Below are 25051 nucleotides of genomic sequence, written 5' to 3' on the forward strand. Positions count from 1 at the left end.
ACGGGTGCCACGGCCATATCGTCGCAATTGGTGTATCCTTTTGAATTTGCCGCTAAAAACCACATTGGAAAACTGCCGCGATTGTTGGAGTTTCGGGCCGGCTTCCTATATAAGCACCAAGTGATTCCTGATTAGATTGTGATCCGATTTGACTGACCAAAAGACACCGCGCGGCGCCGACGGCGGCCCCACCGGCATCGAGCCGATATCCATCATCGAGGAGATGCAGCGCTCTTATCTCGATTACGCCATGAGCGTGATCGTCAGTCGCGCGCTGCCGGACGTGCGCGACGGCCTCAAGCCGGTGCATCGCCGCATCCTCTACGCCGCCTATGAGAGCGGCTATCACTGGAATCGTAAATATGTGAAATCGGCACGCCCGGTCGCCGACGTGATGGGTAAATACCATCCGCACGGCGACGCCTCTATCTACGACGCTTTGGTGCGCATGGCGCAGGACTGGTCGCTGCGCGTGCCGCTGATTGACGGGCAGGGCAATTTCGGCTCGATCGACGGCGATCCGCCCGCGGCGATGCGCTACACGGAATCGCGGCTGACCAAGGTCGCGCATGAGTTGCTGGAAGACATCGACAAGGACACCGTCGATTTCCAGGACACTTACGATGCGTCGGGCAGCGAACCGAAAGTCCTGCCGGCGCGCTTTCCGAACCTGCTGGTCAACGGCTCCGGCGGCATCGCCGTCGGCATGGCCACCAACATCCCGCCGCACAATCTGGGCGAGGTCTGCAACGGCGCCATTGCCCTCATCGACAATCCAGCGATCGACCTTCCGGCGCTGATGGAGATCATTCCGGGACCGGATTTCCCGACCGGCGGCATCGTGCTTGGCCGTTCCGGCATCTACAGCGCCTATTCGACCGGCCGCGGCTCCATCGTCATGCGCGGCCGCGTCAACGTCGAGGCGCGCGGCAACGACCGTGAATCGATCGTCATCACCGAGGTTCCCTATCAGGTGAACAAAGCGTCGATGATCGAGAAGATGGCCGAACTGGTGCGCGACAAGCGCATCGAGGGCATTTCCGACATTCGCGACGAGAGCGACCGCCAGGGTTACCGCGTCGTCATCGAACTGAAGCGCGACGCCGTCGCCGACGTCATCCTCAACCAGCTTTACCGCTTCACTCCGCTGCAGACGTCCTTCGGTGCCAATATGGTGGCGCTGAACGGCGGCAAGCCGGAATTGCTGACGCTGACCGATATGCTGAAGGCGTTCGTCGCCTTCCGCGAGGAGGTGATCAGCCGGCGCACGAAATTCCTGCTGCGCAAGGCGCGCGACCGCGCCCATGTGCTGGTCGGCCTTGCCATCGCTGTTGCCAATATCGATGAAGTCATCAAGCTGATCCGCAGCGCTCCGGACCCGCAGACGGCGCGCGAGCAGTTGATGGAGCGGCGCTGGCCTTCGGGCGACGTGGAATCGCTGATTCTTCTGATCGACGACCCGCGCCATCGCATCAACGAGGACGGTACCTACAATCTCTCCGAGGAGCAGGCGCGCGCCATCCTCGAACTGCGCCTGCAGCGCCTGACCGCGCTCGGCCGCGACGAGATCGCCGACGAGCTGAACACGATCGGCGACGAGATCAAGGACTACCTGGACATCCTGTCGTCCCGCGCCCGCGTCCAGCAGATCGTCAAGGACGAGCTCATCGCCGTGCGCGACGAGTTCGGCACGCCGCGCCGCACCGAGCTCGCCGAGGGCGGGGCGGACATGGAAGACGAGGACCTGATCCAGCGCGAGGACATGGTCGTCACGGTCAGCCATTCCGGCTATATCAAGCGCGTGCCGCTGTCGCTCTACCGGGCGCAGCGCCGCGGCGGCAAGGGCCGCTCCGGCATGTCGACCAAGGAAGAGGATTTCGTCACCCGGCTGTTCGTCGCCAACACGCACACGCCGGTGCTGTTCTTCTCTTCGCGTGGCATCGTCTACAAGGAAAAGGTCTGGCGCCTGCCGATCGGCAACCCGCAATCGCGCGGCAAGGCGCTGATCAATATGCTGCCGCTCGAACAGGGCGAGCGCATCACCACGATCATGCCGCTGCCGGAGGATGAGACGAGTTGGGGCGAGCTCGACGTCATGTTTGCCACCACGCGTGGCACCGTGCGTCGCAACAAGCTGTCGGACTTCGTCCAGGTCAACCGCAACGGCAAGATCGCCATGAAGCTGGACGAGGAAGGCGACGAGATCCTCGGCGTCGAGACCTGCACCGATAATGACGACGTGCTTTTGACGGCAAGTTCCGGCCAGTGCATCCGCTTCCCGGTCAGCGACGTACGCGTCTTCCAGAGCCGCAATTCGGTCGGCGTGCGCGGCATCGCCATGGCCGATGGCGACCGGGTGATCTCGATGGCGGTGATCGAGCACGTCGATGCGCCTCCGGCGGAGCGTGCCGCCTATCTCAAGCGGGTGGTGGCTGAACGCCGGCTCGCCGCCGACATCGCCGCCGGTGAGGAGGAAGAAATCCAGCTTACCAACGAAGAGGTCGGCGAAGAGGCGGAGCTTTCGGACGAGCGCTACGAATTCCTCAAGGCACACGAGCAGTTCGTGCTGACGGTGACGGAATATGGCTACGGCAAGCGTTCGTCGTCGTACGATTTCCGCCTGACCGGTCGCGGCGGCAAGGGTATCCGCGCCACCGACGTTTCGAAAACGGCCGAAATCGGCCGTCTGGTGGCGACCTTCCCGGTCGGCAATGATGATCAGATCATGCTGGTTTCGGATGGCGGCACCGTCATCCGCGTCCCGGTCAACGGCATTCGCTTCGCCAGCCGCGCCACCAAAGGCGTTACGATCTTTAATACCGCAGAGGGCGAGAAGGTCGTTTCGGTGGAGCGGATTTCGGAGCCGCAGGCGGACGAAGAGATCGAAGAGGGTGTCGAGGCTGAAAGCGGCGCTGCTACCGAAGGTGGGGAGCCTGACAACAACAACGTCGAGTGAGTTGCCACGACGCCGCCAGCCCGATAGGTCGGTCCGGTGTTGTCAACAAACACTCTAGAAATGCCGATAAGGCCTACGGATGCCGAAGCCTTCGAACTGCTTGGTATTGGCCTTGGCGCGGACGCGCTGTGCTTCCTGATGTAACCCGAATACGGTAGCGATCAGCATGGCGACGGTCATTGCGGTGGCAAGCATGTAGATCAGCATGTGCGTGTTCTCCTGCGCCTAACAACGATCAGGTGGGTGTTTGGTTTCATCTTTTGCAGCTGCAACTTAGTGAACACTGCGTGAAGCCGTTGTGAGCGGCACATTCATCTGTCGTTCACGTCGGCCAAAAGGTTCATGGGGCGGGCCTGTCGATCGGATTTGCCTTTAGGGGAGAGGCTCGCTAGAAGCACCTGCCATGACCGAACGCATCGCCCTTTATGCCGGCTCTTTCGACCCGCTGACCAACGGCCATCTCGACGTTCTGAAGGCATCGCTGGCCGTGGCGGATACAATCTTTGCGGCGATCGGCACCCATCCCGGCAAGAAGCCGTTGTTTTCCTTCGAGGAACGGGTTGGCCTGATCGAAACGGCCGCGAAGGCGGAATTCGGCAGCGACGGTGCGCGTATCAAAGTGGTCGCCTTCGACGGACTGGTCATCGATGCGGCCAGGAAGCATGGCGCCTCGATCATGATCCGCGGCCTGCGCGACGGCACCGATCTTGACTATGAGATGCAGATGGCCGGCATGAACGAGACCATGGCGCCGGAGCTGCAGACGGTGTTCCTGCCCGCCAGCCCCTCGGTGCGCACCATTACCGCCACACTTGTGCGCCAGATAGCTTCGATGGGAGGCGACATCCGCCCCTTCGTGCCGGCGGCCGTGGCCGGCGCGCTCGCCGCCAAATTCGCGAAATAAATGCATGTCACCCAAAAGTGGAACCCGGCTTTGGGTAACGACATGCATGAACGAAGATATTCGGAGAAAGATCCCATGCAGCTGAAAAAGCTTGCCTTCTTGCTTGCCGTGTTTGCCGGTCTTGTGACCGCATCCGTGTCGGCCTTTGCCGCTGATCCGGAAAACACCATGATCGTAACGCTGAAAGACGGCGAGGTGACCATCGCGCTGAGGCCCGACCTTGCGCCGAAACACGTCGCGCAGATCAAAAAGCTGGTGCGCCAGGGCGCCTACGACAACGTCGCCTTTCACCGCGTCATCGACGGCTTCATGGCGCAGACCGGCGACGTCAAGTTCGGCAACATGAAGAGCGGCTTCAATGCCGACGCTGTCGGCACCGGCGGCTCCGATCTTCCTGACCTGCCGGCCGAATTCTCCAGTACCGAGCACTACCAGCGCGGCGTGGTCGGCATGGCCCGCTCCGATGATCCGAATTCCGCCAATTCGCAATTCTTCATCATGTTCGCGCCGGCACCGCCGCTCGATGGCCAGTACACCATCGTTGGCAATGTCGTCAGCGGCATGGAGCTGGTGGACCACATCAAGAAAGGCGACGAGGCGCAGAACGGGACGGTGACCGATCCCGATCGCATGATCAAGGTGCGCATCGCCGCCGACGGCAAGTAAACCCAAGTTTCAAAAGGATATTTCTGACATGGCCGAAATCAAGGACCGCGAGAACGCGCTTATCATGGACACGACCAAGGGCAAGGTCGTCATCGAATTGTTTCCAGATCTGGCGCCCGGCCATGTCGGCCGTATCAAGGAGCTAGCACGCGAAGGCGCCTATGACGGCGTGGTCTTCCACCGCGTCATCGACGGCTTCATGGCGCAGACCGGCGACGTGAAGTTCGGCAATTCCAACAAGCCGTCTTTCGCGCCGTCGCGCGCCGGCACTGGCGGTTCCGACAAGCCCGATCTGAAGGCCGAGTTCTCCAACGCCAACCATGGCCGCGGCACCTGTTCGATGGCGCGCTCGCAAAACCCGAACTCGGCCAATTCGCAGTTCTTCATCTGCTTCGACGACGCCGCCTTCCTCAACCGCCAGTACACTGTATGGGGCCAGGTCATCGAAGGCATGGACAATGTCGACAAGATCAAGCGCGGCGAACCGGTGCAGGACCCCGACAAGATCGTATCGCTCAAGGTTGCGGCCGACGTAAAATGACCGGCCGGGCTGTCGCGGCCATCGCATTTGTGCTCGTCGCGGCGGCCACTCCGGCGCTGGCGACGGAATCGATCGTCTGCAGCGCCGACGGCGGCGCGGCATCGATTGATGTTTTGATGGGACACACGGCCGTCATTGCGCTGGCGCGTGTGTGGCTGGATGCCGGCGGCAAGACATGGACCACGGACGGACAGCCAGGCTCAACGAAAGTCATCGTTGGACAGGCATTCGAAGACGACGAGCGCATGCTGATCGATCTCACTGATGAGGGCCTCAGCTCGATCGTCGCCAAATTGCGGCTGGTCAAGGCCAGTGAGCAGTCCAGTTTCGCGATGGGCGGCACGCTGAGCATTGACGGTGTCGGTGCCTGGGCGGTGACCTGCCCGGAACCTTGAGGCGGGGTTTTCTTGCGCGTCGACCTTTTCGACTTCGATCTGCCGGAAGAACGCATCGCGCTTCGCCCAGCCGAGCCGCGCGACAGCGCCAGGATGCTGGTGGTCAGGCCGGGTGAGGGGCTCGAAGACCTGACGGTGCGCGACCTGCCGGCCCTGCTCAAGGCCGGTGATGTGCTGGTCTTCAACGACACCAAGGTCATTCCGGCACAATTGAAGGGCATCAGGCGGCGCGGCGAAGCAGCAGCGCAGGTCGAAGCCACGCTGCATATGCGGACGGCGCCCGACCGCTGGCTCGCCTTCATGCGTCCGGGCAAGCGCATTGCAGCCGGCGACCGCATCCATTTCGGTCATGATGCCAATTCCTGCTTTCTCGGCCAACTCGATGCAACCGTGATCGAGAAGGGGGAAGGCGGCGAGGTGCTGCTCAGCTTCGACCTGTCAGGGCCGTTCCTCGACGAAGCGCTGCACGCTGTCGGCCACATCCCGCTGCCGCCCTACATCGCCTCCAAGCGTGACGACGACGAACGCGACCGAAGCGATTACCAGACCATTTATGCCAGGGAGGAGGGCGCGGTCGCCGCGCCGACGGCAGGGCTGCATTTCACGCCGGAGCTGTTTGCGACGCTCGATGCCAAGGGCATAGAGCGCCGTTTCGTCACGCTGCATGTCGGCGCCGGTACGTTCCTGCCGGTGAAGGCGGACGACACCGCCGACCACAAGATGCACGCCGAGACCGGTTCGGTCAGCGCGGAAACCGCCGAGGCGCTGAATGCGGCGAAAGCAAAAGGAGGGCGCATTATCGGTGTCGGCACGACATCGCTGCGCTTGCTGGAGAGCGCGGCTGGCGAGGAGGGCAGGCTGGCCGCATGGTCAGGCCCGACCGACATCTTCATCACCCCCGGCTATCGCTTCAAGACCGCCGACATGCTGATGACCAATTTCCATCTGCCGCGTTCGACGCTGTTCATGCTGGTCTCGGCCTTCTGCGGTTTGCAGACGATGCGGGCGGCCTATGCGCATGCCATCGAGAATCGCTACAGGTTTTATTCCTATGGAGACGCAAGTCTTCTGTTCAGGGAGGATAGTAATGGACGATGACCTGGAAACCTTCGACCGCGAAGCATTGATCGGCGAGGTCAGGAAATTACGCGCCGGCATCCGCCAACACCGCGACGCCACCGGCCATGATCTGTGCTGGCATCATCCCGACCTGTGGTCGCTTTTGCCCGAAAAGACCGAGCCGGCGATTGCCGTGCCGCCGTGGCCGAAATTCATGCGCGGCTGCATCCGCTACCGTCAATCGCTCGATAAGCAAGCTCCGGACGCGCTGGTATTCGACAAGGAGTTCGATGGCTAGGGAATTCAATGACTGACGCATTCACCTTCAAGGTGCTGGCGACCGACGGCAGGGCGCGGCGTGGTGCAATCACCATGCCGCGCGGGGAAATCCGCACGCCTGCCTTCATGCCGGTCGGTACCGGCGGCACGGTGAAGGCCATGTATATGGATCAGGTGCGCGGCGTCGGCTCGGACATCATCCTTGGTAATACCTACCACCTGATGCTGAGACCTGGCGCCGAGCGCGTGGCGCGGCTCGGCGGCCTGCATGAGTTCGCCCGCTGGCCGCATCCGATCCTGACCGACAGCGGCGGCTTCCAGGTGATGTCGCTATCGAAGCTGAGGAAACTGACCGAGAACGGCGTGACCTTCCGTTCGCATATCGACGGCGGCGCCTTCGAGATGTCGCCGGAGCGTTCGATTGAGATCCAGGGGCTGCTCGATTCCGACATCCAGATGCAGCTCGACGAATGCACGGCTCTGCCGGCCAAGCAGAACGAGATCGAGCGTGCCATGGAGTTGTCGTTGCGCTGGGCCGAGCGTTGCAAGACGGCATTCGGCGAGCAGCCCGGCAAGGCGATGTTCGGCATTGTGCAAGGCGGCGACGTGCCGGATCTGCGGCTGCGCTCGGCGCAGGCGCTGAAGGCAATGGAGCTGAAGGGCTACGCGATCGGCGGGCTGGCTGTCGGCGAGCCGCAAGCGGTGATGCTGGAGATGCTCGACATCACTTGCCCGGAGCTGCCGGTTGAGCGGCCGCGCTACCTGATGGGTGTCGGCACGCCGGACGATATCTTGAAGTCGGTAGCGCGCGGCATCGACATGTTCGACTGCGTGATGCCGACGCGGGCAGGGCGCCACGGCCTTGCATATACACGGCGCGGCAAGGTCAATCTGCGCAACGCCCGCCATGCCGACGATCCGCGTCCGCTCGATGAGGAAAGCGACTGCCCGGCCGCACGCGACTATTCGCGCGCCTATCTGCACCATCTGGTGCGCTCGCAAGAGGCGCTTGGGGCGATGCTCCTGACCTGGAACAATCTGTCCTATTACCAGCAGCTGATGCGCGACATTCGTGAAGCGATCGAAGCTGGCAGGTTGGAAGCACGCTCAGCTGAGATTTCCGAAGGCTGGAGGCGGGGCGATCTCCCAGTGAGGTGATCGAAGGCTCAAGTGCTGAGCGACGTGGACGCGCGCAGGCTGCAGCCGGTGATCCGAAAGCTGCCGTCAGGCTGTAGTTCGAGCGTGTAGACCGCCTCGTAGTCCTTGCCATCCGGGCCGACGATCAGCACCTGCTGGATGATCGAGGTCGGGCTCGTCTCGCGAACCTTGCCGAAGGAGTAGGTCTGCGGCTGGCGCACCGGCGGATAGCCGTTGGTCACCATGTTCATGAAGGTATCGACGGTCGGAAAGATGCGCTTCACATTCGGTGCGGCAAAGCTGTAGGCCGTCATTCCGTCATTGGCGATGAAGGCCCCTCAACTGACCATCGATGACCGTCTGTGCCGCTTTGACTTCGGCGTCGCCAGCAAAGGCCTGGGATGCGAAAATGAATGGAACGACTGCGAATGCGAAAAACGCGCGGCGCATGGCCTGTCTCCGTTGTCCCCGAGAAATCGCTGCCTGAAGGTACATGATACCATACGCTTTGCCATGCTTCAGGGTTTCAGCCGAGCGTAAACATTCGGCGTGGCAGTCCGTGTCCGAGCCGAAAAAGCATTGTCGAGGCGAGACAGCCTAAGCGATTGCCGATGCTTGAAAGCCGGGCGGCAGTCTGCCACAAGGGCCGCTCGATTAGAGCGTGCGATGTTGGACAGGACCAGGCAATGAAGGCATTTTTCGTGCAGATAAAGTGCGATCTGGGCAAGGCCTACGACGTTGCCAGCGCCCTGGCCGATGCCGAGATTGCTTCGGAAATCTACTCGACAGCCGGCAACTACGACCTGCTCGCCAAATTCTATGTCGACGACGAGGAAGACATCGGCCACTTCGTCAACGAGAAAGTGCAGATTCTCCCGGGAATCAAGGATACGTTTACGGTCGTCACCTTTCGCGCGTTTTGATCTCCATCCGACATTTGCCCGGACACCAGGCAAAGCCTGATCAAGGCCCTATTGGTGCTGCCTTAATTTTAGGCAACCGCGATATACTGATCGCCGGCGCCCGCCAAATCGCCGATTGCGCTTGATTTTCTCCAGCGAGGCCAGTGAAATGGCGTCACAGGGGAGTATGCGATTGGCAGCGTTCGACGAAATGCTTCCGGAAGTTTCCGGGCTGAGAAAACCGTATTCGGCTTACGATCGCTGGCTGAAGGAACAGGACCCGGCCAGACTTACCGAGAAGATGCAGGACGCCGAACGCGTCTTTCGCAAGACAGGCATCACGTTCGCCGTCTACGGCGAGCAGGAAGCATCGGAGCGCCTGATACCCTTCGATATCGTTCCGCGCATCATTTCGGGCAATGAATGGCGACGGCTGACGCAAGGCATCGAGCAGCGCGTCCAGGCGCTGAACGCCTTTCTCGACGACATCTACCATCGCCAGGAGATCTTGCGCGCCGGCCGGGTGCCAAAGGAGTTGATCGCCAGGAACGAGGCGTTCCTGCCCGAGATGATCGGGGTGCGGCCGCCGGCCGGCGTCTATACCCACATCATCGGCGTCGACATCGTACGCATTAGCGAGAACGAGTTCTACGTACTGGAGGACAATGCGCGCACGCCGTCCGGCGTCTCCTACATGCTGGAGAACCGCGAGACGATGATGCAGCTGTTTCCCGAGTTGTTCCAGCAGATCAAGGTGCGGCCGGTGGAGAATTACCCGCAGCTCCTGCGCCAGTCGCTGGCGGCGGTACGGCCGCAAAGCACCAAGGGCACGCCGACGATTGCCGTGCTGACGCCGGGCAGCTTCAACTCAGCCTATTTCGAACATGCCTTCCTTGCCGACCAGATGGGCGTGCAGCTCGTCGAAGGGCAGGATCTGCGCGTCGTCGATGGCCATGTCGCGATGCGCACGACCGAGGGGTACAAGCAGATCGACGTGCTATACCGGCGTGTCGACGACTCGTTCCTCGATCCGCTGACCTTCCGCCCCGACTCGGCACTTGGCGTGCCGGGCATTATGGACGTCTACCGCGCCGGCAACATCACGATCGCCAATGCGCCGGGAACCGGCATCGCTGACGACAAGGCAATCTATTCGTACATGCCCGAGATCGTCGAATTCTACACCGGCCGCAAGGCGATGCTCGGCAACATCCCGACCTGGCGCTGCTCGGAGCCGGACAGCCTGAAATACGTGCTCGAGCACATTGATGAACTGGTCATCAAGGAGGTCCACGGGTCCGGCGGTTACGGCATGCTGGTCGGTCCGGCGGCGACCAAGAAGGAATGCGAGGATTTTTCCAAAAAGCTCGCGGCAAAACCATCGAACTACATTGCTCAGCCGACGCTGGCGCTGTCGACCTGTCCGATCCTGACGGACAAGGGGCTGGCGCCGCGTCATGTCGATCTGCGCCCCTATGTGCTGGTTTCCGACCGTATCCAGATCGTGCCCGGCGGGCTGACCCGAGTAGCGCTCAAGGAAGGCTCGCTGGTCGTCAATTCCTCGCAAGGCGGGGGCACGAAGGATACCTGGGTGTTGGATGATTAGGAAGGATACCTGGGTGTTGGATGATTAGAGTGGAAGTAGTGAATAGTGAATAGATAAGGATATGGGTCGTAATGTTGGTGAAATGCGCTGAAATGAAGCACGCGGCATCGTGGCTTAGGTTCTGGATAGTCACCATTCACCGTCCACCGTCCACCATTCGCCTCAGGGCCGCCTGACATGCTTCTCGGTCGCACCGCCAACGGGCTCTATTGGATGAACCGCTATATCGAGCGGGCGGAAAACATGGCGCGGCTGGTGGATGCTGGCTTGCGCATGGCGCTAACCCGTACTCAGAACGCTTCGGAGGAGTGGAATTCGGTGCTGCTTAGCGCCGGTTCGGACGCCAGCTTCACGCAGAAATATTCCGACTACTCCGCCGCCAATGTCGCCGACTATCTGCTGCGCGACACATCGAACCCGTCGAGCACGATGTCGTCTATCGAAACGGCCCGTAACAATGCCCGCATGGTGCGTACCGCGTTGACGCGTGAAACCTGGGAAAGCATCAACGAAGCCTGGATGTCGCTGAAGCGGATGCTGGCCAAGCCGATCGACGAGCGCGACCTGCCCAACGCGCTCGATGCAATCAAACGCGAGACGGCGCTGATCCGCGGCTCGTTCTACGGCACGATGCTGCGCAACGAGATTTTCGATTTTTCGCAGCTCGGCACTTATGTCGAACGCGCCGACAACACTGCGCGCATCCTGGATGTGAAATACTACGTGCTGTTACCGTCGATTTCCTGGGTCGGCTCGACGCTCGACAACTACCAGTGGGAATCGATCCTGCGCTCGGTGTCGGCGCACCGCTCCTACCGCTGGGTTTATGACGCCGACTACAAGCCGAGCAACATCGCCGACTATCTGATCCTCAACGTCCGCATGCCGCGCTCGCTGACCTTTTGCTACCGCTTCCTGACAGAGCATCTCAAATTCCTGGGTGACGACTATGGTGAGCGCCACGCCTGCCATGCGACGGCTGCCAAGACCCAGGCCATGCTGGCGGCCGGCTCGATCAAGGATATTTTCGACGCCGGCCTGCATGAATTCCTGGCCAATTTCATCCGCGACAACACCAGACTCGGCGACGAGATCGCGCAGGATTACAGGTTCTATTGAGCATGACCCCAAAAAGCGGAGACCGGTTTTCGGAAAAGCTCATGCTCCAGGGACGAGTGCGATGCGGCTGAAGATCACCCACCGGACCGAATACCGCTACGATGCGCCGGTGCATTATTTGTTGCAGCGTTTGCGGCTGCTCCCGGTGAACGGGCGCACCCAGACGGTACTGTCCTGGGCGCTGAAGATCGAAGGCGCACGCGAGGAAGTGCGCTTCACCGACCATTTCGGCAATGATACCCGGCTGTTGAGCGTCGAGGGCGAGCGCGACGTCATCACCGTAGAAGCAGCCGGCGAAGTGGTGACGCGCGACACCGCCGGCGTCTGCGGGCCGCACCAGGGTTTCGTGCCGCTCTGGCTGTTCGGCCACGAAACGCCGCTGACGACGATCGGCAGCGGCATTCGCGAGCTTGCTGCCTCGGTCGGCAAGGGCACCGACATCGAAAGGCTGCACCGGTTGATGGCGATGATCGGCGAGCGCGTCGCTTATACGTCGGGCACCACCAACGCGACGACGCCGGCCGAAGAGGCCCTGGCGCTCAAGACCGGCGTTTGCCAGGACCACAGCCACATCTTCGTTGCGGCGGCGCGCGCGATGGATTTTCCGGCGCGCTATGTCAGTGGCTATCTGATGATGGATGCAGCGATCGAGCAGGCGGCAAGCCACGCCTGGGCCGAGGCGCATGTCTCGGGCCTCGGCTGGGTCGCCTTCGACGTCGCCAACGGCATTTCTCCCGACGAGCGTTATGTAAAGGTGGCGACTGGCCGCGATTATCGCGACGCCACACCGGTATCGGGAATTCGGCTGGGACAGGCGGAAGAACAGCTTGCCGTCACCGTCACCGTGGAGCAGTAATCTCCGCCAAGATTGTTGCCAAAGAGATTCGATGACCTATTGCGTCGGCCTGAAGATCGATCGCGGGCTCGTGTTCATGTCGGACACGCGCACCAACGCCGGCATGGATTCGATCTCGACCTTCAGGAAGATGCATGTCTGGGAAGAGCCGGGCGAGCGCGTCATCGTTTTGATGTCGGCCGGCAATCTGGCGACGACCCAGGCCGTGGTCAGCCTGCTCGACGAACGCACCAAGGCAGTGGCGGAGCGCCGTGCCACGCTGCTCGAAACGCCTTCCATGTACCAGACGGTGCGGCTGGTCGGAGACACTGTCAAGGAGGTCATCGCCAGTTCGTCGCCGGCGGGCGAAAAGGCGGATTCCTATTTCAACGCCTCCTTCATCCTCGGCGGTCAGATCAAGGGCAGCGCGCCGCGCCTGTTCATGATCTATCCGGAAGGCAATTTCATCGAATCCACCGACGATACGCCGTTCTTCCAGATCGGTGAGACCAAATACGGCAAGCCGATCATCATCCGCGCTTATGAAAGGACGATGAGTTTCGCCGAGACGGTGAAGTTGCTGCTTGTGTCGTTCGACTCGACGCTGAAGTCGAACCTGTCGGTCGGCCTGCCGCTCGACCTGCTGTTCTATGAAAAGGACACCTTCAAGGTCGGCCTCAAAAAGCGAATAACCCAGGATGATCAATACTATCGCACGATCTCGGATAGCTGGTCGAACGCGCTGAAGACTGCCTTTGCCAGCTTGCCTGATTTTCCCGAATGAAAACCTTCGTTTTTCGTGCTCTTTGATGGCGGCTCGACGAGGCGCTACGGAGGCGAAGATGAATAGCAACGAATTCCGCGAATGGTCGCTGCGAGCGGCCGAATGGGGCGCCGACTACAGAGACAGCCTTCGCGAAAGACCGGTGCGGCCGTTTGTCGAGCCGGGCGAAATCTTCAAAAGCATCGATGTCGCGCCGCCGGAAAACGGCGAAACGATGCAGGCAATCTTCGCCGATTTCGAGCAAAAGATTCTGCCGGGCATGACGCACTGGCAGCATCCGCGTTTCTTCGCCTATTTCCCGGCCAATGCGGCACCGGCCTCGGTCGTGGCCGAGTATCTGGTTTCCGCCATGGCCGCGCAATGCATGCTTTGGCAGACCTCGCCGGCGGCAACCGAACTCGAGACGCGTGTCGTCGACTGGATGCGACAGGCGCTTGGTCTGCCGGAGGGATTTTCCGGCGTCATGCAGGATTCGGCTTCGTCAGCGACGCTTGCCGCCGTGCTGACCATGCGCGAGCGCGCGCTCGACTGGCAAGGCAACAAGAACGGCTTGCAAGGCCAGCCGGTCGTGCGGGTCTATTCTTCCGGCCAAGTCCATACTTCTATCGACCGGGCGATCTGGGTGTCGGGCATCGGCGAGGCGAACCTCGTGCGCATTCCGGTCGCCGGGCGCTTCCGCGCCATGCAGACGGCGGCTCTGGAAGCCGCGATCGTCACCGACCGCGAAAACGGCATGCTGCCGGCGGGCATCATCGCCAGTGTCGGCGGCACAAGTACCGGCGGCACCGACGATGTGGCGGCTGTTGCCGCGGTGGCTAAGCGGCACGGGCTCTACCTGCATGTCGATGCCGCATGGGCTGGCTCCGCCATGATCTGCCCCGAGTTCCGGCATTTCTGGGCAGGCGCCGAACATGCGGATTCCATTGTCTTCAACCCGCATAAATGGCTGGGCGCACAGTTCGATTGCTCGATGCAGTTCATCCGTCAGCCGGAAGACCTCGTGCGCACGCTGGCGATCAAGCCCGAATTCCTGAAAACGCATGGCCGCGACGGAGTCATCAACTACTCCGAATGGTCGGTGCCGCTTGGCCGGAGGTTCCGCGCGCTGAAACTTTGGTTCCTGCTGCGTGCACATGGCTTGGAAAATCTGCGGACCATGGTCCGCAACCATGTCGCCTGGAGCGAGAGCCTCGCCGCAAGGCTGGCAAAGGAACCGGATTTCGAGATCGTCACGGAGCCGATGCTGTCGCTGTTCTCGTTCCGGCGTCTCGCGGCTGCGGGCACCGACTCTGACGAGCACAATTTGCGGTTGGTCAGCGCGATCAACGATGACGGCCGCATCTACCTGACGCAAACCCGGGTGGACGGGAAGGTGGCGATCCGCTTTCAGGTCGGGCAGTTCGAAACGACAGCGGCGGATGTCGATACTGCTTTCGAGGTCATTACTGAAATTGCGCGTGGCCTGGGTTGACCGGCATCATCGAGGTTGCGCCGGGGCTTTCTTGCAGCCACCTGATCTTCCTGTTCATGGCTTTCGTTTTCCGTTATAGACAAGTAAAACGAAAACGAGAGGTTGCTAGATGTATCTGTCGCCGCGTCATTCCGAAATCATCCAGATGGCCAAGGACCATGGCCGCGTACTGGTCGAGGAGTTGGCGACGCATTTCAACGTGACGCCGCAGACGATCCGCAAGGATCTCAACGATCTCTGCGACCAGCGGCTTTTGTCTCGCATTCATGGCGGGGCATTGTTCCCGTCCGGCATCGAGAACATGGAGTATGAGGCTCGGCGCAAGATCGCCGCCGAGGAGAAGGAGGCGATCGGCCGCGCAGCAGCCCGGCTGATCCCCGACAACGCGTCTCTTTTCATCAATATCGGAACAACGACGGAAGCTGTCAGCAAGTCGCTGCTCGATCACAGCGGCTTGATGGTCATCACCAATAACATCAATGTTGCCAACAGGATGCGCGTATATCCTTCGATCGAGGTGGTGATCGCCGGCGGTGTCGTACGCGGTTCCGACGGCGGTGTGGTCGGCGAGGCAGCAGTCGATTTCATCCGGCAGTTCAAGGTCGATTTTGCGGTGATCGGCGCCTCGGCCATCGATCATGACGGCGCACTGCTCGACTTTGATTTTCGCGAGGTGAAGGTCGCGCAGGCGATCATCGCCAACGCGCGGCATGTGATCCTCGTGTCGGACCAGACCAAATTCGAGCGCACCGCGCCCGTCCGCATCGGCCATCTGTCGCAGGTCAACACCTTTATCACCGATCGTTGCGACATCCCATCGGTGCGTAGGATCTGCCAGGAGGCAGAAGTTCAGCTGATCGAAACGTCGCTCTCTTAGAGATGCCGTTGCGGCATCTGTTGCCAATCATATTTCGTTTGACATTCGTTATCATTTCGAAATAATTCCCGTACGGTTTCGCAAGAAACCAAAAATGCCGCAATGCGAAATCGAGGGAGGACTCTTTGGGCGCATCACCGATCCATGACATTTTCGTCATCGGTGGCGGCATCAATGGCTGCGGCATCGCCCGCGATGCCGTTGGGCGTGGGTTTTCGGTATTTCTTGCCGAGATGAACGATCTGGCCAGCGGAACCTCTTCCGGTTCGACCAAACTGATCCATGGCGGCTTGCGCTATCTCGAATTCTACGAATTCCGCCTGGTACGCGAAGCGCTAATGGAACGCGAGGTCCTGTGGAGGAACGCGCCGCATATCATCTGGCCGATGCGCTTCGTGCTGCCATACGCCAAGGGGCTGCGTCCGGCCTGGCTGATCCGGCTCGGGCTTTTCCTCTACGATCATATCGGCGGGCGCAAATTGCTGCCGCCGACGAAAACGCTGGACATGGCCAAGGATCCGGCCGGCAAGCCGCTGAAGCCGCTGTTTCGAAAGGCGTTCGAATATTCGGACGGTTGGGTCAACGATGCCCGGCTGGTTGTGTTGAACGCCCGCGACGCTGCCGAGCGCGGCGCAACCATTCGAACCCGAACAAAGGTCGTCAGCGCACGCCGCGAAGGCAATCTGTGGACGGTCAGGCTTGAAAACGTGCGGACCGGCGATACCGAGGAGGTCAAGGCGCGGCTGCTGGTCAATGCCGCCGGCCCGTGGGTCGATCAGGTGCTGTCGGCCACCGTCGGCTTGAACGACGTGCACAATGTCCGCCTCGTGCAAGGCAGCCACATCGTCGTTGGCAAGAAATTCGACGACCCACGCGCCTATTTCTTTCAGAACAAGGACGGGCGCATCATTTTCGCCATCCCCTATGAAGACGAGTTCACGCTCATCGGCACCACCGACCGGGACTATCCCGGCGATCCGCACGACGTCAGGATCAGTGATGCCGAGATCGACTATCTCTGCGCTGCGGCAAGCGAATATTTCGCGCAGCCGGTCGAGCCGTCGGATATCGTCTGGACCTATTCCGCGGTGCGCCCGCTCTACGACGATGGCGCCTCAAAGGCGCAGGAAGCCACCCGCGACTATGTGCTGAAGGCCGATGGAGGCGAGGGTGCCGCCCCGATCGTCAATGCCTTTGGCGGCAAGATCACCACCTACCGCCGATTGTCGGAATCGATGCTCGAGAAGATCGAGGGTTTTCTCGGCAAGCGCGGCAAGCCATGGACGGCAAACGCGCCGCTGCCCGGCGGTGACTTTCCCGTCACCGGCTTCGATGCCGAAGTGGCGAAACTGAAAACGGCGTACCCGTTCCTCGACGCGCGGCTAGCCCGCCGGTTGACCCGGCTCTACGGCACCCGCGCAAGGAAGCTGCTGGGCCTCGCCAAATCGAACGTCGATCTTGGCCGCAACTTCGGCGCCGATCTCTACGAAGCCGAGGTGCGCTACCTCGCCGAAAACGAATGGGCGATGACTGCCGAGGATGTATTGTGGCGCCGGACCAAGCGCGGCCTGCGTCTCAGCCGTGAGCAGGCGGCAGTGCTCGACGAGTTCATGCGCGGAATAAGCCGGCAGCACGTAGCGGCTGCCGAATAGGGACGGCCGACTGATGCAGAAAGCCTGGGAGGAGGCATCATGCTTGAACTGAGAAACGTGACGAAGACGGTGGGTGCGGCAGAACATATCCGCGATGTCTCGCTGACGCTTCAGCACGGCTCGCTCAACGTCCTGCTCGGGCCGACGCTCTCCGGCAAGACCAGCCTGATGCGGCTGATGGCGGGCCTCGACGTGCCGACCTCGGGCTCGGTCTGGTTCGATGGCAAGGATGTCACCGGCATGCCGGTGCAAAAGCGCAACGTCGCCATGGTCTACCAGCAATTCATCAATTATCCGGCGATGACGGTCTACGAGAACATCGCCTCACCGCTGCGGGTAGCCGGCACGGATCAGGCAACGATCGACAGGGAGGTGCGCAATGCGGCCGCCCTTCTTAAACTCACGCCCTATCTCGACCGGACGCCTCTCAGTCTGTCGGGCGGCCAGCAGCAGCGCACCGCGCTGGCCCGCGCCATCGTCAAGAATGCCAGCCTCGTGCTGCTCGACGAGCCGCTCGCCAATCTCGACTACAAGCTGCGTGAAGAATTACGCGCGGAACTGCCGAAGGTCTTCGCGGCCGCCGGCACAATCTTTGTTTATGCCACGACCGAGCCGCACGAGGCCTTGCTGCTCGGCGGCAACACGGCAACGCTTTCCGAGGGCAGCATCACCCAGTTCGGGCCGACCATCGAAGTGTTCCGCAAACCGGTCGATCTGGTGACGGCGAGAACCTTCGCCGATCCGCCGCTCAACACCATTGTGCTTGCCAAGAAGGGCCTGGATTTCCTGCTCGAGGGCGGTGTGAAATTGCCGGTGCCGGCCGAACTCTTCGGCATTGCCGATGCGATCTATACGATCGGCTTCCAGCCGCATCATCTTTCCCTCGATCGGCCCAACGCCGCCGCAGTGCCGGTGCGCGCAAAGGTGACGATCACTGAGATCACCGGATCGGAAAGCTTCATCCATCTCGATTTTGCCGATGCGCGCTGGGTCATGCTGACCCACGGCATTCGCGACTTCGAGCCGGACGAGGAGGTCGAGGTGTTTATCGACCCGCGCCACATCATGGTCTTCGACGAGCACGGCCGCGCCGTGGCCGCGCCGAAGCTGGCGGCTTAGGAGGAAGCGATGGCGCGCATCGATGTCAATCATATCCGCCACTCCTATCTGCAGAACCCGCGCACGGATGCCGATTTCGCGTTGAAGGAAGTGCACCACACCTTCGAGGATGGCGGCGCTTATGCGCTGCTCGGCCCGTCCGGCTGCGGCAAGACTACGCTGCTCAACATCATTTCGGGATTGCTGCATCCCTCACACGGCCAGTTGCTGTTCAACGGCAGGAACGTGACCAATCTGTCGACCCAAGAGCGCAACATCGCCCAAGTCTTCCAGTTCCCGGTGATCTACGACACGATGACGGTCTACGACAATCTGGCATTCCCGCTGCGCAATCGCGGCGTGCCGGAGGCCGACGTCGACCGTAAGGTGCGCGAAACGCTGGAGATGACCGGGCTGGCCGATATGGCCAAACGAAAGGCCCGCGGACTGACAGCTGACCAGAAGCAGAAAATTTCGCTGGGACGCGGGCTGGTGCGCTCCGACGTAAATGCCATCCTGTTCGACGAGCCTTTGACCGTCATCGACCCGCATATGAAATGGATGCTGCGCTCCCAGTTGAAGCAGCTTCACCGCCGCTTCGGCTACACCATGGTCTATGTCACGCACGACCAGACCGAGGCGTTGACCTTCGCCGACAGGGTGGTCGTCATGTATGACGGCGAAATCGTACAGATCGGCACACCGGCAGAGCTGTTCGAGCGCCCGCGCCACACCTTTGTTGGCTATTTCATCGGCTCGCCCGGCATGAACGTCATGCCGGTGGCGATCGACGGCAAGACTGCGCGGCTGGGCTCGCAGCAGATCGAACTGCCGGGCGTGCCTAAGGCCGGTGGCGGTGCCATCGAGCTCGGCATCCGTCCCGAATATGTGCGCCTGGGCAGCCAGGGCATGGCCGTCCGGATCAGCAAGGTCGAGGACGTCGGCCGCCACAAGGTGGTCCGTGCGAATCTCGAAGGGCGCGAGATCGCCGCCGTCATCGGCGAGGACGAGACGGTTCCGGCTGATCCGAAGGTGCGGTTCGACCCAGCCGGTATCAACATCTATGCCGATTCCTGGCGCGTCGAGATGGGGGCCTGAAGTGGAAAAGACCTGGAACAATAGAGCCTGGTTCCTGGTGCTGCCGGTGCTGCTGCTGGTGGCGTTCTCGGCGGTCATACCACTGATGACGGTCGTCAATTATTCGGTGCAGGACACTTTCGGCAATAACGTCTTCTTCTGGGCCGGCACGGAATGGTTCGAGGAACTGCTTTCCTCGAGCCGCTTCTGGCAGGCGATGATCCGCAACCTTGTCTTCTCCTTTATCATCCTGGCGATCGAAGTGCCGCTCGGCATCTTCATTGCGCTCAATATGCCGAAGAAGGGTTGGGGCGTGCCTGTGTGCCTTGTTTTGATGGCGTTGCCGCTGCTGATCCCGTGGAACGTCGTCGGCACCATCTGGCAGGTGTTCGGGCGCAACGACATTGGCCTGCTCGGCTATTACGTCAACGCGCTCGGCATCGACTATAATTATGTGCAAGACCCATATGACGCCTGGGTCACGGTCATCATCATGGACGTCTGGCATTGGACAAGCCTCGTCGTCCTGCTCTGCTATGCCGGCCTGGTCTCGATCCCGGATGCCTTTTATCAGGCAGCCAAGATCGACGGTGCCTCGCGCTGGGCGGTGTTCCGCTACATCCAGCTGCCGAAGATGAACCGCGTGCTGCTGATCGCCGTGCTGCTGCGCTTCATGGATAGCTTCATGATCTACACGGAGCCGTTCGTGGTCACTGGTGGCGGCCCCGGCAACTCGACGACCTTTCTTTCGATTGATCTCGTCAAGACCGCGCTCGGCCAGTTCGACCTCGGCCCGGCGGCGGCGATGTCGCTGGTCTACTTCCTTATCGTCCTGCTGTTGTCGTGGGTGTTCTACACCGTGATGACCAATTACGACGCGGAGCGTTGAGATGAGCCGCACCGAAGAGAGAGCCGATAGGGTGAGCGAGACGACAGCTTCGGAAGGGCTCGCCAGCACGCTGCGACAGGACGAGATCGCACGGCTGATGCGCCGTCGCGGCGAGGAGTCGCGCTGGTGGTGGATCGTGCCGACGCTCTACATCGTCGTTCTGCTTTTGCCGATCTACTGGCTCATCAATATGAGCTTCAAGACCAATGGCGAGATCGTCTCGTCTCTGACTCTCTACCCGCACGCGCCGACATTGGCGAATTACCGCACCATCTTCACCGACGCGTCCTGGTATTCGGGCTACATCAACTCGATCACCTATGTGGTTATGAACATGGTGATTTCGGTGGCTGCGGCACTGCCTGCTGCCTATGCTTTTTCGCGCTATCGCTTCCTCGGCGACAAGCATCTGTTCTTCTGGCTGCTGACCAACCGCATGGCGCCGCCGGCGGTGTTCGCGCTGCCATTCTTCCAGCTTTATTCGGCCTTCGGCCTTATCGACACCCATATCGCCGTGGCTCTGGCGCATTGCCTGTTCAACGTGCCGCTGGCGGTGTGGATCCTCGAAGGCTTCATGTCGGGCGTGCCCAAGGAGATCGACGAGACCGCCTATATCGACGGCTATTCGTTCCCGCGCTTCTTCATCAAGATCTTCATGCCGCTGATTGCGAGCGGCATCGGCGTGGCGTGCTTCTTCTGCTTCATGTTCTCGTGGGTGGAGCTCTTGATCGCCCGCACGCTGACGACCACGGACGCCAAGCCGATCGCCGCGACCATGACCCGCACCGTTTCGGCCGCCGGTATGGATTGGGGGTTGCTTGCCGCCGCCGGCGTGCTGACGCTGATTCCCGGCGCGCTCGTCATCTGGTTTGTGCGCAACTACATCGCCAAGGGCTTTGCCCTGGGGAGGGTATGATGGAGCAGGTCGACAGAAGCCCATGGTGGTGGGCCGTGCTGTTTCTTGCCCTGGTCGTCGTGGCCTGGGTGGCACTTCAAATCGATTTCGTGGCAATAACGGTAGGCTTCAGCGATCCGGCCAATATCCGCCTGTGGGGATTTAACCTCTCGTCCAACCTCGATTTTTCGTGGATGGCCTGGACGTGGCCGACCGCGGCCTTCTTTGGAACCATCTTTCTGCTGCTTTGCGGCATGGCGGTGTGGGAATACGTCTCGCCGGGCGGCAATCCGCGCGTCGGCGTGCTGCGCTTCGAAACGACGCGCGGCGACCGCCTGTTCCTGTCGCTGCTGGGCAGCGCCTTTATCCATCTCGCTTGGCTGGGTCTAGTCGGACCCAATCTGTGGTGGGCTCTCGCTCTCTCCGTGGTCTACGCCGTCGGTGTGTTCCGCTACGTATAGAGGGGGAAACTGTTGGAACGGCGGCGTGCCGGCCGCCGATCCAGATCGCGCTTTGAACTTTAACAGTGGAGGAAATACATGCGACGGCAATTCTTGACATCAACAACTGCGCTTGTCCTGTTGCTAGGGGCAAGCAATGCCTATGCCGGAATGGACGAGGCCAAGGCCTTCCTGGACAAGGAAATCGGCGACCTCTCGACGCTCGACCGCGCCGGCCAGGAAGCCGAAATGCAATGGTTCATCGATGCCGCGAAACCTTTCGCCGGCATGGATATCAAGGTGGTCTCCGAAACCATCGCCACGCATCAGTATGAATCGCAGGTGCTTGCGCCGGCCTTTACGGCCATCACCGGCATCAAGGTCACGCATGACGTCATCCAGGAAGGCGACGTCGTCGAGAAGATCCAGACCCAGATGCAGACCGGCCAGAACCTCTATGACGGCTGGGTCAACGATTCCGATCTGATCGGCACGCACTGGCGCTACCAGCAGGTGCGCAACCTGACCGACTGGATGGCAGGCGACGGCAAGGATGTCACCAACCCGAATCTCGACCTGAAGGATTTCATCGGCACCTCGTTCACCACCGCGCCCGACAAGAAGCTCTACCAGCTTCCCGACCAGCAGTTCGCGAACCTCTACTGGTTCCGTTACGACTGGTTCAATGACGAGAAGAACAAGGCGGACTTCAAGGCTAAATACGGCTACGACCTCGGCGTGCCGGTCAATTGGTCGGCCTATGAGGACATCGCCGAGTTCTTCACCGGCCGCGAGATCGACGGCAAGAAGGTCTACGGCCATATGGACTATGGCAAGAAGGACCCGTCGCTCGGCTGGCGGTTCACCGACGCATGGCTGTCGATGGCTGGCAATGGCGACAAGGGCATTCCGAACGGTCTGCCCGTCGACGAATGGGGCATCAAGGTCGACGAGAATTCGCGACCGGTCGGTTCCTGCACGGCGCGCGGCGGCGACACCAATGGTCCGGCTTCTGTCTATGCCATCCAGAAGTACCTCGATTGGCTGAAGGCCTATGCACCGGCGGAAGCCCAGGGCATGACCTTCTCTGAGTCAGGGCCGGTGCCGGCGCAGGGCGCGGTTGCCCAGCAGATCTTCTGGTATACCGCGTTCACCGCCAGCATGGTCGACGCCAGCGCCAAGGCGGTGCTGAACGACGACGGCACGCCGAAGTGGCGCATGGCGCCGTCGCCGCATGGCGTCTACTGGAAGGACGGCATGAAGCTTGGCTATCAGGACGTCGGTTCCTGGACGCTGATGAAGTCGACGCCGACCGACCGCGCCAAGGCCGCCTGGCTCTACGCGCAGTTCGTCACCTCGAAGACGGTCGACGTGAAGAAGAGCCATGTCGGCCTGACCTTCATCCGCGAGAGCACGATCCACGACAAGAGCTTCACCGAGCGTGCGCCGAAGCTCGGCGGCTTGATCGAGTTCTACCGCTCGCCGGCACGCGTCCAATGGTCGCCGACCGGCACCAACGTGCCGGATTATCCGAAGCTGGCACAACTTTGGTGGCAGGCTATCGGCGACGCTTCATCGGGCGCCAAGAGCGCGCAGGAAGCGATGGACTCGCTCTGCGCCGAGCAGGAAAAAGTGATGAGCCGCATCGAGAAGTCGGGCGTCCAGGGCGATATCGGCCCGAAGATGGCCGAAGAGCATGACCTCGCCTATTGGAACGCCGACGCGGTCAAGAAGGGCAATCTCGCTCCTCAGCTCAAGATCGAGAACGAGAAGGAAAAACCGGTCACCATCAACTATGACGAGCTGGTGAAGAGCTGGCAGCAATAGGGCTGTTTGATGCGGGCGTTCGCGCCCGCATCGCCATACTCAGGGGAGGCGGCATGTTGCCGTCTCCCCTGTTTGCGTGAACGGCTCCGCGCTATCTGGCGCCGAGACATCGCAGCACCTTGAATTCGCTTCGACGGGAGAGAGAATGACCGGATACATCCTTGCAATCGACCAGGGAACGACATCGAGCCGGGCGATCCTGTTCGACGACAAGATGAAGGTCGTCGGCAGCGGGCAAAAGGAATTCACCCAGTATTATCCGGCCTCCGGCTGGGTCGAGCATGATCCCGAGGAAATCTGGTCAAGCGTCGTGGAAACGGTGAGGGCCGCGCTGAAGACAGCCGGCCGCAACGCAGCGGACGTCGCCGCGATCGGCATCACCAACCAGCGCGAAACCGTCGTCATCTGGGACAAGGAGACCGGCGAGCCGATTCACAACGCGATTGTCTGGCAGGACCGCCGCACCGCGCCGCTATGCCAGAAACTGAAGAAGCTGGGGCTGGAGAAGAAATTCACGAAAAAGACCGGCCTGCTGCTCGATCCCTATTTCTCCGGCACCAAGATCGCCTGGATGCTGGACAAGGTGAAGGGCGCCAGAAAACGCGCCGAGAAGGGCGAACTGCTGGCCGGCACCATCGACAGCTTCCTGATTTGGCGCCTGACTGGCGGCAAGGTCCACGCCACTGACGCCACCAATGCCTCGCGCACGCTGGTCTACAACATCGAACAAAACGCCTGGGATGACGAGTTGCTGGCCATTCTTGGTATACCTGCAAGAATGATGCCGCAGGTGAAAGACTGTGCCGATGATTTTGGAATCACCGACAAAAGTCTGTTCGGCACAGAGATCAGAATCCTCGGTGTGGCCGGCGACCAGCATGCGGCGGCGATCGGCCAGGCCTGTTTCGAGCCAGGCATGATGAAATCGACCTACGGCACCGGTTGCTTCGCGCTGCTCAACACCGGCAGCGATCTGGTGCGTTCGAAGAACCGGCTTTTGACCACCATCGCCTACAGGCTGAGCGGCAAGACCACCTATGCACTGGAGGGCTCGATCTTTATCGCCGGCGCCGCCGTGCAGTGGCTGCGGGACGGCATCAAGGTGATCGGCAAGGCCGAGCAGAGCGGCAAATTGGCGGCGGAGGCCGATCCGACGCAGAACGTCTATCTGGTGCCGGCTTTCGTCGGGCTCGGCGCACCGCACTGGGATGCCGAGGCGCGGGGCGCCATCTTCGGGCTGACCCGCAATTCGGGGCCGGCGGAATTTGCCCGCGCGGCGCTGGAATCCGTTGCGTTCCAAACGCGCGATCTGCTCGACGCTATGCGCAAGGACTGGAAGGGCGCTTCGGCCAAGACTGTGCTCAGGGTCGATGGCGGCATGGTGGCGTCGGACTGGACCATGCAGCGGCTGGCCGACATTCTCGATGCGCCGGTCGACCGGCCGACAATTCTCGAGACGACCGCGCTTGGTGCGGCATGGCTGGCCGGCTCGAAGGCGGGTGCCTGGCCGAAGGCGCGGGAATTCGCCAGGAGTTGGGCGCTCGAGCGCCGGTTCAAGCCGGAGATGGATGCTTCGACACGTGCCGCCAAGCTGGCAGGTTGGCGCCACGCTGTGCGCAGGACGCTAAGCGTGCAATAAGCA

The 25051-nt window shown here is 61.2% G+C and carries 24 protein-coding genes and 1 pseudogene; 23 read left to right on the forward strand and 2 right to left on the reverse strand.

Annotated features, from left to right (window positions below):
- The first annotated feature begins 148 nt into the window (after nucleotides 1-148).
- Complete coding sequence (gene gyrA, locus NKH83_RS20520) at nucleotides 149-2956, forward strand: DNA gyrase subunit A (RefSeq protein WP_352806995.1); 2808 nt, start codon at nucleotides 149-151, stop codon at nucleotides 2954-2956.
- A gap of 54 nt (nucleotides 2957-3010) precedes the next feature.
- Here gyrA and NKH83_RS20525 read toward each other — a convergent pair whose 3' ends face one another.
- Entirely contained in the window at nucleotides 3011-3163 is a 153-nt protein-coding gene (locus NKH83_RS20525) for a hypothetical protein (RefSeq protein ID WP_352478968.1), read from the reverse strand.
- Between the two features lie 196 nt (nucleotides 3164-3359).
- Between NKH83_RS20525 and coaD the strand changes: the two genes are divergently transcribed.
- From coaD to tgt, 7 genes are all read left to right on the forward strand, one after another.
- The gene (coaD, locus tag NKH83_RS20530) at nucleotides 3360-3860 is read left to right on the forward strand and encodes a pantetheine-phosphate adenylyltransferase (protein WP_352478967.1); all 501 of its coding nucleotides are present in this window, start codon (nucleotides 3360-3362) and stop codon (nucleotides 3858-3860) included.
- A gap of 75 nt (nucleotides 3861-3935) precedes the next feature.
- Nucleotides 3936-4526, forward strand: coding sequence for a peptidylprolyl isomerase (locus NKH83_RS20535; RefSeq protein WP_352478966.1), 591 nt, complete (start codon nucleotides 3936-3938; stop codon nucleotides 4524-4526).
- Between the two features lie 28 nt (nucleotides 4527-4554).
- Nucleotides 4555-5067 (forward strand): peptidylprolyl isomerase, encoded by a 513-nt coding sequence (locus tag NKH83_RS20540; RefSeq protein WP_254817363.1) that lies wholly within the window; start codon nucleotides 4555-4557, stop codon nucleotides 5065-5067.
- Entirely contained in the window at nucleotides 5064-5462 is a 399-nt protein-coding gene (locus NKH83_RS20545) for a hypothetical protein (protein WP_352478965.1), read from the forward strand. The genes NKH83_RS20540 and NKH83_RS20545 overlap by 4 nt, the downstream gene beginning before the upstream one ends.
- A gap of 12 nt (nucleotides 5463-5474) precedes the next feature.
- Nucleotides 5475-6560, forward strand: a complete 1086-nt coding sequence (gene queA / locus NKH83_RS20550) for a tRNA preQ1(34) S-adenosylmethionine ribosyltransferase-isomerase QueA (RefSeq protein ID WP_352478964.1) — start codon at nucleotides 5475-5477, stop codon at nucleotides 6558-6560.
- The gene (locus tag NKH83_RS20555) at nucleotides 6550-6819 is read left to right on the forward strand and encodes a hypothetical protein (RefSeq protein WP_352478963.1); all 270 of its coding nucleotides are present in this window, start codon (nucleotides 6550-6552) and stop codon (nucleotides 6817-6819) included. Before queA ends, NKH83_RS20555 begins: the two co-directional genes overlap by 11 nt.
- A gap of 8 nt (nucleotides 6820-6827) precedes the next feature.
- Nucleotides 6828-7958 carry a tRNA guanosine(34) transglycosylase Tgt gene (tgt, locus tag NKH83_RS20560; protein WP_352478962.1) on the forward strand — a complete coding sequence of 377 codons (1131 nt, stop codon included), beginning with the start codon at nucleotides 6828-6830 and terminating at the stop codon, nucleotides 7956-7958.
- 8 nt (nucleotides 7959-7966) lie between these two features.
- Here the strand turns inward: tgt and NKH83_RS20565 are convergent.
- Nucleotides 7967-8387: pseudogene (locus NKH83_RS20565) on the reverse strand (DUF4864 domain-containing protein).
- A 236-nt stretch (nucleotides 8388-8623) separates the two neighbouring features.
- Here NKH83_RS20565 and NKH83_RS20570 point away from each other — a divergent pair.
- The 15 genes from NKH83_RS20570 (at nucleotide 8624) to glpK (ending at nucleotide 25048) form a co-directional block, all read left to right on the forward strand.
- Complete coding sequence (locus NKH83_RS20570; protein WP_023674883.1) at nucleotides 8624-8860, forward strand: Lrp/AsnC ligand binding domain-containing protein; 237 nt, start codon at nucleotides 8624-8626, stop codon at nucleotides 8858-8860.
- A 172-nt stretch (nucleotides 8861-9032) separates the two neighbouring features.
- A complete protein-coding gene (locus NKH83_RS20575; protein WP_352478961.1) occupies nucleotides 9033-10445 on the forward strand; it encodes a circularly permuted type 2 ATP-grasp protein in 1413 nt (470 codons plus the stop codon).
- A 177-nt stretch (nucleotides 10446-10622) separates the two neighbouring features.
- Nucleotides 10623-11564 (forward strand): alpha-E domain-containing protein, encoded by a 942-nt coding sequence (locus tag NKH83_RS20580; RefSeq protein WP_352807003.1) that lies wholly within the window; start codon nucleotides 10623-10625, stop codon nucleotides 11562-11564.
- Between the two features lie 61 nt (nucleotides 11565-11625).
- On the forward strand, nucleotides 11626-12420 hold the full coding sequence (locus tag NKH83_RS20585; protein ID WP_352478959.1) for a transglutaminase family protein: 795 nt from the start codon (nucleotides 11626-11628) through the stop codon (nucleotides 12418-12420).
- A 31-nt stretch (nucleotides 12421-12451) separates the two neighbouring features.
- The gene (locus NKH83_RS20590; RefSeq protein WP_254817354.1) at nucleotides 12452-13183 is read left to right on the forward strand and encodes a proteasome-type protease; all 732 of its coding nucleotides are present in this window, start codon (nucleotides 12452-12454) and stop codon (nucleotides 13181-13183) included.
- A gap of 58 nt (nucleotides 13184-13241) precedes the next feature.
- Nucleotides 13242-14654 carry a pyridoxal phosphate-dependent decarboxylase family protein gene (locus NKH83_RS20595; RefSeq protein ID WP_352478958.1) on the forward strand — a complete coding sequence of 471 codons (1413 nt, stop codon included), beginning with the start codon at nucleotides 13242-13244 and terminating at the stop codon, nucleotides 14652-14654.
- Between the two features lie 109 nt (nucleotides 14655-14763).
- Complete coding sequence (locus NKH83_RS20600; protein WP_352478957.1) at nucleotides 14764-15531, forward strand: DeoR/GlpR family DNA-binding transcription regulator; 768 nt, start codon at nucleotides 14764-14766, stop codon at nucleotides 15529-15531.
- Nucleotides 15532-15656: 125 nt separating this feature from the next.
- On the forward strand, nucleotides 15657-17183 hold the full coding sequence (gene glpD, locus NKH83_RS20605) for a glycerol-3-phosphate dehydrogenase (protein ID WP_352807009.1): 1527 nt from the start codon (nucleotides 15657-15659) through the stop codon (nucleotides 17181-17183).
- Nucleotides 17184-17222: 39 nt separating this feature from the next.
- Nucleotides 17223-18302: an ABC transporter ATP-binding protein gene (locus tag NKH83_RS20610; protein WP_254817350.1), complete on the forward strand. Its 1080-nt coding sequence runs from the start codon at nucleotides 17223-17225 to the stop codon at nucleotides 18300-18302.
- 9 nt (nucleotides 18303-18311) lie between these two features.
- Nucleotides 18312-19379 carry an ABC transporter ATP-binding protein gene (locus NKH83_RS20615; RefSeq protein ID WP_254817349.1) on the forward strand — a complete coding sequence of 356 codons (1068 nt, stop codon included), beginning with the start codon at nucleotides 18312-18314 and terminating at the stop codon, nucleotides 19377-19379.
- A 1-nt stretch (nucleotide 19380) separates the two neighbouring features.
- A complete protein-coding gene (locus NKH83_RS20620) occupies nucleotides 19381-20247 on the forward strand; it encodes a carbohydrate ABC transporter permease (protein WP_023674893.1) in 867 nt (288 codons plus the stop codon).
- Nucleotide 20248: 1 nt separating this feature from the next.
- Nucleotides 20249-21163, forward strand: a complete 915-nt coding sequence (locus NKH83_RS20625; RefSeq protein WP_352478954.1) for a carbohydrate ABC transporter permease — start codon at nucleotides 20249-20251, stop codon at nucleotides 21161-21163.
- A 173-nt stretch (nucleotides 21164-21336) separates the two neighbouring features.
- A complete protein-coding gene (locus tag NKH83_RS20630) occupies nucleotides 21337-21603 on the forward strand; it encodes a DUF2160 domain-containing protein (RefSeq protein WP_031193610.1) in 267 nt (88 codons plus the stop codon).
- 78 nt (nucleotides 21604-21681) lie between these two features.
- Nucleotides 21682-23409, forward strand: coding sequence for an ABC transporter substrate-binding protein (locus tag NKH83_RS20635; RefSeq protein ID WP_254817346.1), 1728 nt, complete (start codon nucleotides 21682-21684; stop codon nucleotides 23407-23409).
- Nucleotides 23410-23554: 145 nt separating this feature from the next.
- Nucleotides 23555-25048 (forward strand): glycerol kinase GlpK, encoded by a 1494-nt coding sequence (gene glpK / locus NKH83_RS20640; protein WP_352807015.1) that lies wholly within the window; start codon nucleotides 23555-23557, stop codon nucleotides 25046-25048.
- Nucleotides 25049-25051: the final 3 nt, after the last annotated feature.

It is taken from the genome of Mesorhizobium sp. M0909 (assembly GCF_040319515.1).
Classification (GTDB): domain Bacteria; phylum Pseudomonadota; class Alphaproteobacteria; order Rhizobiales; family Rhizobiaceae; genus Mesorhizobium.

Coding starts and splice junctions, on each gene's coding strand:
- NKH83_RS20525 (WP_352478968.1), bottom strand. CDS start 3,163: ATGCTGATCTACATGCTTGCCACCGCAATGACCGTCGCCATGCTGATC.
- coaD (WP_352478967.1), top strand. CDS start 3,360: ATGACCGAACGCATCGCCCTTTATGCCGGCTCTTTCGACCCGCTGACC.
- NKH83_RS20535 (WP_352478966.1), top strand. CDS start 3,936: ATGCAGCTGAAAAAGCTTGCCTTCTTGCTTGCCGTGTTTGCCGGTCTT.
- NKH83_RS20540 (WP_254817363.1), top strand. CDS start 4,555: ATGGCCGAAATCAAGGACCGCGAGAACGCGCTTATCATGGACACGACC.
- NKH83_RS20545 (WP_352478965.1), top strand. CDS start 5,064: ATGACCGGCCGGGCTGTCGCGGCCATCGCATTTGTGCTCGTCGCGGCG.
- NKH83_RS20555 (WP_352478963.1), top strand. CDS start 6,550: ATGGACGATGACCTGGAAACCTTCGACCGCGAAGCATTGATCGGCGAG.
- tgt (WP_352478962.1), top strand. CDS start 6,828: ATGACTGACGCATTCACCTTCAAGGTGCTGGCGACCGACGGCAGGGCG.
- NKH83_RS20570 (WP_023674883.1), top strand. CDS start 8,624: ATGAAGGCATTTTTCGTGCAGATAAAGTGCGATCTGGGCAAGGCCTAC.
- NKH83_RS20580 (WP_352807003.1), top strand. CDS start 10,623: ATGCTTCTCGGTCGCACCGCCAACGGGCTCTATTGGATGAACCGCTAT.
- NKH83_RS20585 (WP_352478959.1), top strand. CDS start 11,626: ATGCGGCTGAAGATCACCCACCGGACCGAATACCGCTACGATGCGCCG.
- NKH83_RS20590 (WP_254817354.1), top strand. CDS start 12,452: ATGACCTATTGCGTCGGCCTGAAGATCGATCGCGGGCTCGTGTTCATG.
- NKH83_RS20595 (WP_352478958.1), top strand. CDS start 13,242: ATGAATAGCAACGAATTCCGCGAATGGTCGCTGCGAGCGGCCGAATGG.
- NKH83_RS20600 (WP_352478957.1), top strand. CDS start 14,764: ATGTATCTGTCGCCGCGTCATTCCGAAATCATCCAGATGGCCAAGGAC.
- NKH83_RS20610 (WP_254817350.1), top strand. CDS start 17,223: ATGCTTGAACTGAGAAACGTGACGAAGACGGTGGGTGCGGCAGAACAT.
- NKH83_RS20615 (WP_254817349.1), top strand. CDS start 18,312: ATGGCGCGCATCGATGTCAATCATATCCGCCACTCCTATCTGCAGAAC.
- NKH83_RS20625 (WP_352478954.1), top strand. CDS start 20,249: ATGAGCCGCACCGAAGAGAGAGCCGATAGGGTGAGCGAGACGACAGCT.
- NKH83_RS20630 (WP_031193610.1), top strand. CDS start 21,337: ATGGCCTGGACGTGGCCGACCGCGGCCTTCTTTGGAACCATCTTTCTG.
- NKH83_RS20635 (WP_254817346.1), top strand. CDS start 21,682: ATGCGACGGCAATTCTTGACATCAACAACTGCGCTTGTCCTGTTGCTA.
- glpK (WP_352807015.1), top strand. CDS start 23,555: ATGACCGGATACATCCTTGCAATCGACCAGGGAACGACATCGAGCCGG.